Raw genomic sequence first — 10,377 nt, forward strand, 5'->3', positions numbered from 1 at the left:
GCTCGTTCAATCATTGATATGAGATCAGATCGCAACTACCTAGAAAGGTTCAATTCGATTTGAGCAACAACGCCATTTGATAGTAAAGATCTGGATGGAAGGTGCCTAACGATTCTATTTGCTGATGAATAATCCAGATGATACATCATGAGGTAGTACACGATAAAATTAGGTAGTATATAATTCTTTATGGTCACTTGCAGCGAATACCTCGCATTTAGCCCCAACCCATTGCTATTAATATGTAATATTTTATTTTAAGAGTTCTATGACTTTGCTGGCGGTAAGCGCTTGAAGGTGTACCAATTGATATCCATCTGCATCAAAACGGATTACATACGGTGAAATGACAATTTCTGCCTGAAACTTCGCGTTAACGTCGTTAGGATAAATAAAGTTTCCTTCCCTTCTTCGGATTTTGAAATTTTTCCCGGTTATGGTCGTTCCCTATACGTTCAATTAAACGAGAAAGGGGAAACAAAGTGGAAAAAAATGCATGTTTAACAGGTATATTACTCTTAACGAGTATGACGGTCAGTGCCAAAGAGGTAAACCTCTATGGTGCAGGGGGACCTCATCCAGCAATTAAAGAAGTAGCAAATAACTTCATGGCACAGCCTGAAAATGAAGGAATTAAAATTAATGTCATTTCGGGTCCTTTGCAAACATGGTCTGAATGTGCGAAGGGAAACACAATGACTTGCGAGGCAGGTAAGGCTGATATTTTATGGGGCACGGCTGAGCACGTAAACGTTACTCTAATGGAAGACTTTTCATTTATGGGATTTAGCGGCAAAAATACTGAACCGCTTTACATTCGTCCGGCAGTTATCTTAGTTCAAGAAGGTAACCCTAAAGGCATCAAAAGTTTTAATGATCTCATTGATAATGAGAAAGTAAAGCGAATTGTTGTTAATAACCAAACAGTGGGAAGTGTGACATCTGGTACTGCTGTCTGGGAAGATTTAGCGGGCAGACTTGGCTCACTAGACGATATTAAAAAATTTAGAAGCAAAATAGTTTTTCAAGCTCCAGGTAGCGGAGCAGCATTTAAAAACTTCTACGGTGCGAGTGGGGAAAAAGCAGACGCTTGGATCACTTGGCCTGAATGGTACCACGCCAATAAAGATACTCGTAAGGTAGAACTGGTAACTATTGAGCCTGAGAGAGTTGTTTATAGAGATTTTAACATTACGCTTAGAAACGATGCATCGAAAGAGGCTAGAAAGTTCGCAGACTTCTTAAGTCACGAAGACTCTAAAAAGGTATTCCAAAAATATGGTTTTAAATAATAGCGCTTTGGCGGATTTAGCACAAATGAATTATAAGTCAATGCCTTATAATAAATCATCAAAGTGTGCTGGCAAAAATTTTCAATCAAAGCACAATAGGTCGTATTAACTGGGAACGCAAGACCACAATATATGAACGCCATCTATAATAGGTGGCGTTTTTTAAAATATTTATATTCATTTTTATTATCAATACATAGTACTGCATGATCATATGCTGTTCTATTGCTCCTCTATTTCATCACACTTCAATCCCACACTGCTTGAATTAAGGCATGTAGTACGGACCTCGCCCTCAAAGCCTTTGACAACCAAATATATATTCAAACTAAAATGAGACATTGGTATGGTCGCCAAACGTTACATTCTCATATTTATGATACTAACTAATGTATTGGCCGCGGCCGTGGGAGTGAAGAATAAGCTGCATCAAGCAACTCTCGCCTGAGCGGTCCATATCCTTATCTTAAAAGATCTTAGCTCCATCGATAAAATAAATTGAAAGGAGAATTACAACTACTCTTTAGGTAAAGGGCTCCCTAACCTTCTAACCTAATTAGGAACTTATCTATACGAAAAAGCGGAAGGCATGAGAGCCTTCCGTCTTTAAAGTAGATTCCAGAACTAGGTAGTTACTACTTGCTTTCACTGATCATGTCGTTAAAGTATTCAACTTGCTCTGTCATACTCAAGCCTTGGTTGTTTGAACCTAACGTCCACATGAAGAAGCCACCGTAACCATTATCTTTCTGCCATTTAGCACGATCTAGATTGTTTTGACGAGTTTCAACAAAGTTGCCATCCGGTGCCCATTGGGTGTTGATCGTGTTACCTAATACAATTTTTGACTTATCTCCAATGTATTCAGCATAGTTCTCCATTGCTACGTCGTAGAGGAAGTTTCGCCCTGCATCGTACGTCATCACGTTGAAGAAATCGAAGTCATTCTTGGTTGCCTTAAGCAGTTCAATGACTTCACCGTGGTGAGACGAGCGGCCAGACTCTTCAATGTAAGAACAATTTTCAAACACGTTCGCATCCATACATTCAACGGGATCTGCACCCACATGATACGTTGTCAAAGACAAGACTTTACTATTACCCACCTTCTCACGGATCAGCTTGATCAATGCCGTCAGGTCTTGGTTTTCCTTATCAGTTATTCGAGCCGATTTTTCAAAATCGAAATCTAAACCGTCAATGTGCACATAACCAGCTAACTGGTACTTACTGTAATCACAACTGCCATCAGGTGTCGTCGCAAGACATTCACCTTCAATCTCTTCAGGCTTCAAATTCTTTTTGTATACGGGGAATGGCGTATGTACTAAGTCAACCAATCCTGTCGCTACCGCTTCACGGCTATCAGGGGTACTAATCTCCGACCAAATACTCTCGTAAGTTTGACCGCCAAACGCAACCATCATCGTCGCGTTTTGATTGTCGAGCTTAAGAGTGGACCAAGCTAAGTATTGTGCTGGCATCCAATCCGGGTTGTAATCTGGCGGTGTTAACATACCATCAGAGATCGTAATGTTGCCGCTGTTATCCCATTTACCGAATGACAATAGGTAGCCATCACCATCTGATTTAAATAACGCTTCATAATCATTCAAACCCCAAGATGTTAGATAACTAATAGAGCGGTCTGGATTATCAGCTAAGCCGCCAGTGCCTGTTCTTTCTTTAACGGTAATGTTGGACGCGGCAGAAGTTTGCGCTTGGCTTGCCGTATTCACCGCTTTTGCAGTAATCGCATATACGCCCTTTTGAGCACCTAACCATTCATATTCGTATGGCGCTTCGGTGTCTTTGAACAGCTCATTACCATTGGCGATGAAACTTACTGACTCAACGTCCCCTTCATAGCTCTTAGCATCCGCTTTAATCGAAATCGCGCCACCTTCAAAGTAGCTTGAACCATCTACAGGAGATGAAAGCGAAACCACCAAGTCTTTATCGGTGATCGCCAAAGAAATAGGCTCCGCTTCTGCACTTGCTCCCTGATCATCGTAAGCAACAACAGTTAGGGTGAATTGACCTTCCTCCTGTGCCGGAACAGTTATGGCGTAAATATCGTCTTGTGAAGGTGTGCTTGATGTCGCCACAGTTTGGCCATTCAGTTGAACGTCAACACGAGATACCTCGGTATCGTCAGTCGCCTCAACGATGACGTCGAACGCTTTGTTTGGTTCAAGTTTTTGTCCATCTTGAGGAGATTGAACATTCACAACAGGCACTGGATTAGGATCACATTGCCCTGTTTCATCCCAAGCATCTTTCCATGCTCCTGGATAATCAGGATGGCCTGTACCAGGTGTCCAAACTGGGTTGCCACACCAACCTGACACAGTACATGAGTAAACATTGCCTATATTAGTGACCTCATCACCGACTTGATATGCCACACCATCTTTATATTGGGGAACATCACCACAGCTGGTTCCTGTATCTGTCACGGTAACAGTTAGACTCTTACGAGAAATATGATGCTCGTCATCATGTGCTTCCGCGAGAAGCGTCGCAGAGCCAGCCTTTTGAGCTGTCCAATCACACGAGAAATCTTGAGTTTTATTAGCGTCTAAGCGACATATTTCCTCATTATTGGCGAAAAACTTAACCGTCGCTAAGTCATCATCAACATCAGTGACATTTGCTGAAATCGTGATGGTGTCACCTTTTTGATGAGAGGAACCAGACTCTGGTGAGATGAACTCGATCATAGGAGGATTTGGCGCAGTAGATTCTGACTCAACCGAGACTTGTACTGATTGCTCAGTGAGCTTTTCTCCACTCTCATTGAATGCCATGACAATTATGGATGTCGCGCCAATTTCTGCAGGCAACCAATCATGTTTATACTCGGTTGTGCCTTCCACAACAAGTTGTTCTGACAATTTAGTGTTGTTGACCCAGAACTCTAACTTGCTTGCACCATCACCTTCTAAGTTCGTTATGATCTCTGTACTCGTGCCGACGTAAACCACTGAGTTTTGTACAGGCGCTACGATGTCTAACGAAAATTCTGGTGCAGGCACCTCTTCGCCATCCACTTTAACCAGAACAGAATCTTCAAACGCATTAAGGTCCGTCAGTTCACCACCAAAAGAAATAGTTAACGAAACCGATTCACCAGTTGCCAACTCACTATCGACCCAAGAACCGGCTGGGAACTTGAGCAGCACAGTGTTTAACACACCATCGGCTTGTGCAGTATGAGTAATCTCCCATGATGGGTATGTTAGGTGATTTGACGCCCAGCCTATATCGTTAATCGCTACAGGCAGTACAAATTCAACCACAGCCTCACGCATGTCGGCACTTTCCGAGCCCGTATTGTGTATGTCTAATTGATACGTGCTCCAGTATTCACTTTCCGATTGAGCAACAGCGTCCGCACTGAACTCCGCCGCCATAGCCTGTGAAATCGGATTAAGCAATAAGCCAGAACAAAGCATTGTTAGCCCTAAAGCGCGATAACCAATGGTGGCGTTTGCGCGGGTAACACCGCTCTTTCTTAGATACATAATTAAGTCCTTAATCTTATATTAATTTTTTAGGTACCACATGAAGACCTGCAAAAAGTATTGAAATACTTTTTGCAATCAGACCGAATTTACAAATAAAAAACAACCAAATAAATATAACCTTTTATTTTTTGGGTAAATATCAACATTTATAATTACACGTCACTTAAAAGTCACAAAAAAAACATCAAATAAACAAATGATATATAATAATAAATACATTTTCTGAATTTAAATAAAATAGAATAAGCACATCCACCGTAATAAAACCGTAACAATTAATTTTCTGTTCACAATGCCCCCAACCAATTAGTGCATTAACTCTATATTCATTCTCGCCACTAAACAACTGCATTATTAACGTTACATTTTTAAGAATATTCCCACGCTATTCCCCCTATGCCCTTGCATCCATAAACGCAAAAAAGTCAAACACAAACACTTCCACCTTAATTTCTTTTAATTAAAGCTAGAGGACTTAATAAATAATAAAACTCATCTGTCTAGTTAAACTGCAATCTGTAGCCGTTGATTGCTAATGTCTAAAAGCGTTGATACTTGGAGAGTCAGCTTTCTAATTGGTTTTCCGTGTTAACTAAAACAATTCACTAGACTATTCACTCATCGTGCAGATACACTAAGCTTCCTGTTATTATCATAGGAATATTTTGTGGACCCCAACTCTAGTCAATTGTGTCAACCTTTGTTAATTCATCGTTATCAAGGGAGGCATAGCAATGATTGAGCCTCTTCTTACCCTTCTGTTCGGTATTCTTTTTATCTTGGCAATTATTGGAGCAAACGGCTATTTTGTTGCTCAAGAGTTCGCCTATATGGCCGTGGACAGAGCTAAGCTCGCCACTCTGGCAGCAACAGGCGATAAAGCGGCAAAACGTGCGCTCGCTGTTACCAAACGAACTAGCTTTATGCTTTCTGGCGCCCAACTGGGTATTACCGTAACGGGACTGGTGCTGGGTTTTGTGGCAGAGCCGTTAGTCGGTGAGTCTGTAGGAATACTACTACAACGTTTTGGCATTTCGCTGGAAACTGGTATTGCTATCGGTACCATATCAACCTTGATTGTCGCTATGGTTGTACAAATGATCATGGGGGAGCTTTACCCGAAAAACCTCGCGATTGCGAATGCAGAATCAATGTCCCTGATGATGTCTAGATCAACTTTAATCTACATGTCAGTCTTTGGTTTCTTCATTAGCTTCTTCGATAAATCTTCCAACCTGCTGCTACGAGCTATACGCATTGAGCCTGTACATGACCTTGACGTAAGTGCCTCTGAAGAAGACCTACACCACATTATTGCAAACTCGCGCGAAACTGGTGATATTCCAGTCGAACTGTCACTGATGATGGACCGTATTCTAGACTTCCCAGATCGTGACGTTGAGCATGCGATGGTGCCCCGCTCTCAAGTTGGTTGGGTAACACCTCAAACCACGTTGACTGAGCTCGTATCATTGATGGCTCAGGCGCACACCCGCTATCCGGTGGTTAATAACGATGACGCACCTGTAGGTGTAGTCCATCTTCCCGACGTACTGGCTCGTATCGATGCTGGCCATTCAGACGATACCGTAGAGGCGGTGATGCGCCCTGCTACCGTGTTACCAACGTTGATGAAACTTCCAGACGCCCTTGAGCAATTGGAAAAGTCAACCAACCATCTGGCGTGTGTGATAGACGAATATGGCGGTTTTGCAGGTATATTGACCATCGAAGATCTGGCGATGGAAATCGTAGGTGAAATAACCGACGAGCACGATACTCATGTTGCTGACTCGGTAGTATCTCAAGCCGACAATGTTTGGTTGATGGACGGTGACGTCCACATCGACGAAGTACAACGAGCAATCAGTTACGAGCTGCCAAAAGACGATGTAGAAACCATAGCAGGAATGTTAATAGCCGAAAGAGGCGCACTTCCGTCTAAAGGTGAAACAGTGATCATCCCACTGCCTGTCGCACCTGCTGAGTTTGCTTCTGGCGAGCTATTCAAACGCCACCTTGAGGTGAAGGTGTTACGCATCGAAAGGCACGTTCCAACCGAAGTGCAAGTTAAGCTTGTAGAGAATCCAGTTGATGAGGGTGAACAATAATGACCGAACCGTTGATCGTCACTCTAGTGACCACTGCCCTCATCGTATTGAGTGGCTTCTTCGTTGTTATCGAATTTGCATTGATGGGTGCACGACGTCACCGCTTAGAGGAAAAGGCCGTTGAAAGTGCCTCTGCGCGTGCGGCCCTACGAAGCATGAATAATCTAACCTTGATGCTAGCGGGCGCACAATTGGGCATTACCTTTTGTACTTTTGCTTTGGGAGCCGTCACTAAGCCAGCGGTGGACTATTGGGTTGGGCCAATATTTGCTTCAATGGGTATGCCAGAGTGGGCCGTAGATGGCGCCTCTTTTGGCTTTGCATTGTTTGTCGTGACCTTCCTTCACTTGGTAGTAGGAGAAATGGCACCGAAGTCTTGGGCAATCGCACACCCAGAAAAATCGGCGCTAGCGATTGCGCTCCCGGCACGTGCTTACGTATGGCCTCTGCGTCCGTTACTGAACTGGATCAACAATCTCGCCAACCGACTGGTAAAAGCCTCGGGCGTAGAGCCAGTAGAAAGTGCAGCGGTCGGTGGCCAGGACATCAACACCATTCGCCAGCTTGTAGAGCATTCCGGTAAAGTCGGCACACTGCAACCGAGTATCCAGAAACAGCTCTCTGGTCTGATTGACCTAAGTTCCATTCCTGTTGAAACACTCGTAAAAGAAGGCCAGGTGATGGCTCATGTTAACAAGCATGCAACCGTCGCGGAAGTTCGAAAAGTTTCGATGGAATCCGGACACATGCGTATTTTGGTATTCGGAAATCATGGTCTGAAACCGTTAGTCGTTCACGTACGTGATACGCTGCTGGAACCTGCTGACCGACCTGCGCATGAAGTCGCTCGTAAGGCGTATGTACTTGAAGCTAAAACGCCAGTATACGAAGCGCTGGCAGGTATGCGTAAAGCGAGTGTCCAGCTTGCGGTTGTGCGTAAAGACGACGAAATGATTGGTGTCGTTACTTTAGCAGACATCCTAAGACGTGTGATGCCAACAACCAACGAGCGCCTTATTGCGCAATAAGCAGCGCTGTGCCTGTAAACGTGATATTTTGTGTCTGATCTGCTTAGCCAGATTAGACACATGTCACTCGAAAAAGTCCGGATAATACGTCTAGGTGAGATAACAAGCAAGGCATCTTTCCGCCCCCCGGAAATTGGGCCCAAACTCCCCCCGTTAACATCGTTAATACTCTATTCCACGCCTCCTCACGCATTCTCTGACCAGTTAGTAACCTCTTGCTGAACGATACTGATTTCAGCGTCTCTAGACATGAGAGAAAAGAGAGAATGCGCAAACGTAAAACAGTCGCAACGGTACTTACCGATAAGGGGGGCGCTACATGTCGTTGGAAACGGGCTCACAAAAAAGAAGGCGTATAAGCGAACCGATGTGAACCAATGAGGTGCAAGAGTTGAAGAGGCCGCGAGGCCCCTTCTATGAGGTGTATCTTTCTATTTGGTCTGTCTTTACTTCATTTTTAAAACCGTATAGGGTTTTAGGCTGATTCAGTCAGTTTCCAGCTCTCTAAACCCAGTAGCTTTTTGCCCAGTGGCGTAAGTTCAGCTCGGGGATACTTTACTTGCTCCCAATTGCGAGGGTCTCCCGGAAAAGCGTATCCCTCTGGTGGGAGACGATCTTGCCAAGAACGAATACGCCAGTCTCGTATTAGCTGGTTGTCTTCTTCTGCCGGAACCATAGAGATGTATTGTGCCATGCGCACGGTATCTGACTGATTCGGACGAATACCATGAGGAAGCAGACTATTAAAGATCAACAAGTCCCCTGCACGCATTGAAATAAACTCCACCTCAAAACCTGTTAAGTCAGGCACATAAGGGTCGCGGTCAGCTGGCTGCGTTTTACGCCACTCTTCGAGTTGACGATAAAGTTCCGGCACACATTGGAAGCCACCAGTTTCTTCGTTCGTATCAGACAGTGCCAACACACCCTGCACGTTTACTGGTAATGGATCGAGTGAAGAATCCGCATCCCAATGCACGAAGCCACTAAATTCACGCCCCGTTTTATTCTGCGGGTTCAGGTTTGCGCGATCAATGGTGACCCATAGGCTTTCTTGATCCCAGATATCAACAAATGCGTTATATACCTCGGGGTTCTGACGGTTATCCCACAACACTTGGTTATTATAACACTCCACCGTGCCAGAGTTGTTTAGCTCAACCATGGCGTGATCACGACGCTGAGCTTGATACCAAGTGCTCGAATCGTTTGGGTCCATTTCTTGAAACTCCCATAGGAAATCCTGTGAACGCTTTACCTCTTCCGGTGAGATGATTTGACGAAGCACCAAATAACCATTGTTCTGCCAAAACTCGAACTGCTCTTGGGTTAGCTTCTTCAGTGGCAATGTTTTTTTGATGTCTTTTAGTTGCGCTGAATTGATATTGGAAACGCTGTTGTTTCCAGGCGCATTATCGCCGAATCCATATTTGTTTTTCATAATGATCGATTCCTGTAGGGCTGATGATTACCAATTTAACAAGCGTTGAGCGCGCCTGATTGATCACATTCTGACAACAGTGAACCCCACAAAGTGATACAAATAGCGCAAATATTGATACTTTGCCGTCATAGAATCATTCTTGTTAGATAGGTTTGTATCACTCATGAAAGCTCAATACGAAAAAGTTCAATAGAGCCAAGACAACTCATGGCAGCTACTGATTCGTCGTTTAGAGGCGATCCCTTTTGAATGGCATTTTCATCCTGAGTATGAGCTGACACTAACGCTGAACAGCAAGGGCGAACGTTACATTGGTGATACCATCTCAGAATATGAAGATTTTGACCTCGTGCTGTTGGGCCCGAATATTCCCCATACATGGCAATCAAGAACAAGCCTACAAAAAGACAAAGAGCAGAAAGTGTATGTATTGTGGTTTGACACACAATGGATAAATGAACTCACCCGCTTATTTCCTGAATGCAACGCCTTTTCTCCTATGTTGCTCGACGCTCATAGAGGGCTGCATTTTTCTCAACCTGTCGCGCAGCGCTTGTTGCCTTTGTTTGAAAAGTTAGACACCGCAACACCGATGCAAAAGCTCACCATTATGCTGAGTATTCTGGATGAGTTAAGCAGTACGGCTGATTATCAACCCATTTCCGTAAACCAGACCTTGATCCGACAAGGTTCCGATAAACGCCAACAGCGGTTACTCAGCCAATTGCTGGAAGCTATACACGCAAATTACACCGAGCCGTTATCAGTGACAGAGTTGGCTTCATTGGTTGGAATGAGTGAAAGCACACTAGGGCGATTTTTTAAAAAGATGATGGGGCAAAGTGTTAACCACTACATTACCCAAGTAAGGCTAGGTAAAGGCTGTTCGCTTTTTGTGCAAACCGATAAACCGGTTTCAGTCGTTGCGGAGTTATCTGGCTTTAATAACTTATCGAACTTCAATCGATTGTT

6 protein-coding genes are annotated in these 10,377 nt (G+C 44.0%); 4 read left to right on the top strand and 2 right to left on the bottom strand.

The window, feature by feature from the left end:
- Positions 1-482 precede the first annotated feature (482 nt).
- On the top strand, positions 483-1,292 hold the full coding sequence (locus R7Q09_RS23685; protein ID WP_240497949.1) for a substrate-binding domain-containing protein: 810 nt from the start codon (positions 483-485) through the stop codon (positions 1,290-1,292).
- Positions 1,293-1,927: 635 nt separating this feature from the next.
- On the opposite strand, the gene R7Q09_RS23690 is transcribed toward R7Q09_RS23685, so the two are convergent.
- Positions 1,928-4,819, bottom strand: coding sequence for an Ig-like domain-containing protein (locus R7Q09_RS23690; RefSeq protein ID WP_318071299.1), 2,892 nt, complete (start codon positions 4,817-4,819; stop codon positions 1,928-1,930).
- Between the two features lie 737 nt (positions 4,820-5,556).
- On the opposite strand from R7Q09_RS23690, the gene R7Q09_RS23695 reads away from it, so the two are divergent.
- A complete protein-coding gene (locus R7Q09_RS23695; protein WP_276455660.1) occupies positions 5,557-6,933 on the top strand; it encodes a hemolysin family protein in 1,377 nt (458 codons plus the stop codon).
- Positions 6,933-7,961, top strand: a complete 1,029-nt coding sequence (locus tag R7Q09_RS23700; protein ID WP_042763216.1) for a CNNM domain-containing protein — start codon at positions 6,933-6,935, stop codon at positions 7,959-7,961. Before R7Q09_RS23695 ends, R7Q09_RS23700 begins: the two co-directional genes overlap by 1 nt.
- 475 nt (positions 7,962-8,436) lie before the next feature.
- Here R7Q09_RS23700 and R7Q09_RS23705 read toward each other — a convergent pair whose 3' ends face one another.
- Positions 8,437-9,402, bottom strand: coding sequence for a phytanoyl-CoA dioxygenase family protein (locus R7Q09_RS23705; protein ID WP_318071300.1), 966 nt, complete (start codon positions 9,400-9,402; stop codon positions 8,437-8,439).
- Between the two features lie 352 nt (positions 9,403-9,754).
- Here R7Q09_RS23705 and R7Q09_RS23710 point away from each other — a divergent pair.
- On the top strand, positions 9,755-10,377 hold a 623-nt coding region (locus R7Q09_RS23710; protein ID WP_318143700.1), incomplete at its 3' end, for an AraC family transcriptional regulator.

The sequence above is a fragment of the Vibrio sp. 2130-1 genome, assembly GCF_033339515.1.